Source organism: Geomicrobium sp. JSM 1781026, from assembly GCF_041949955.1.
Lineage (GTDB): Bacteria > Bacillota > Bacilli > Bacillales > Marinococcaceae > Geomicrobium_A.
In genome coordinates, this window is the sequence record NZ_JBHFQF010000025.1 from 1 (window position 1) to 1726 (window position 1726).

The following is a 1726-nucleotide window of genomic DNA, read 5'->3' on the forward strand; positions in this document are numbered from 1 at the left end:
ATTGCCCTTTGAAAACTGAATGAAAGATAAGCGAATTAAAGCAATAAAAGCTAGCGCTTCTATTAAAGAAGCACGAGCCTCGTTGGCACCCCCGTGCTGACGAAAAAAGGAACACTTTCAATGGAGAGTTTGATCCTGGCTCAGGACGAACGCTGGCGGCATGCCTAATACATGCAAGTCGAGCGGACCCGAGGTGCTTGCACCTCAATGGGTCAGCGGCGGACGGGTGAGTAACACGTGGGCAACCTGCCCAACAGACTGGGATAACTCCGGGAAACCGGAGCTAATACCGGATAGGCTCTTTTTGTCACCTGGCAGAAAGAGGAAAGGCGGTTTCGGCCGTCACTGTTGGAGGGGCCCGCGGCGCATTAGCTAGTTGGTGAGGTAAGGGCTCACCAAGGCGACGATGCGTAGCCGACCTGAGAGGGTGATCGGCCACACTGGAACTGAGACACGGTCCAGACTCCTACGGGAGGCAGCAGTAGGGAATCATCCGCAATGGGCGAAAGCCTGACGGTGCAATGCCGCGTGAGTGATGAAGGTTTTCGGATCGTAAAGCTCTGTTGTGAGGGAAGAACAGTTCGAGGAGGCAATGCCTCGGATGTGACGGTACCTCACCAGAAAGCCACGGCTAACTACGTGCCAGCAGCCGCGGTAATACGTAGGTGGCGAGCGTTGTCCGGAATTATTGGGCGTAAAGGGCACGCAGGCGGTTCATTAAGTCTGATGTGAAAGGCTGTGGCTCAACCACAGAATGGCATTGGAAACTGTTGAACTTGAGTGCAGAAGAGGAGAGTGGAATTCCACGTGTAGCGGTGAAATGCGTAGATATGTGGAGGAACACCAGTGGCGAAGGCGACTCTCTGGTCTGTAACTGACGCTGAGGTGCGAAAGCGTGGGGAGCGAACAGGATTAGATACCCTGGTAGTCCACGCCGTAAACGTTGAGTGCTAGGTGTTAGGGGTTTCGATACCCGTAGTGCCGAAGCAAACGCATTAAGCACTCCGCCTGGGGAGTACGACCGCAAGGTTGAAACTCAAAGGAATTGACGGGGGCCCGCACAAGCGGTGGAGCATGTGGTTTAATTCGACGCAACGCGAAGAACCTTACCAGGTCTTGACATCCTTTGATCGCTCTAGAGATAGAGTTTTCCCTTCGGGGACAAAGTGACAGGTGGTGCATGGTTGTCGTCAGCTCGTGTCGTGAGATGTTGGGTTAAGTCCCGCAACGAGCGCAACCCTTGATCTTAGTTGCCAGCATTCAGTTGGGCACTCTAAGGTGACTGCCGGTGACAAACCGGAGGAAGGCGGGGATGACGTCAAATCATCATGCCCCTTATGACCTGGGCTACACACGTGCTACAATGGACGGTACAACGGGAAGCGAAGCCGCGAGGTGGAGCCAATCCTAAAAAGCCGTTCTCAGTTCGGATTGTAGGCTGCAACTCGGCTACATGAAGCTGGAATCGCTAGTAATCGCGGATCAGCATGCCGCGGTGAATACGTTCCCGGGCCTTGTACACACCGCCCGTCACACCACGAGAGCCAGCAACACCCGAAGTCGGTGAGGCAACCTTTATGGAGCCAGCCGCCGAAGGTGGGGCCGGTGATTGGGGTGAAGTCGTAACAAGGTATCCCTACCGGAAGGTGGGGATGGATCACCTCCTTTCTATGGAGACTTACTCTTCCTGAGCGGAAGAGATAAGATACGCCCTCTCTTACGAGAG

General features: G+C 54.5%; 1 rRNA gene. It reads left to right on the top strand.

Going from position 1 to position 1726, the window contains the following annotated elements:
* Window positions 1-117 precede the first annotated feature (117 nt).
* Window positions 118-1668 (top strand): 16S ribosomal RNA (locus ACE1TF_RS20390).
* Window positions 1669-1726 lie beyond the last annotated feature (58 nt).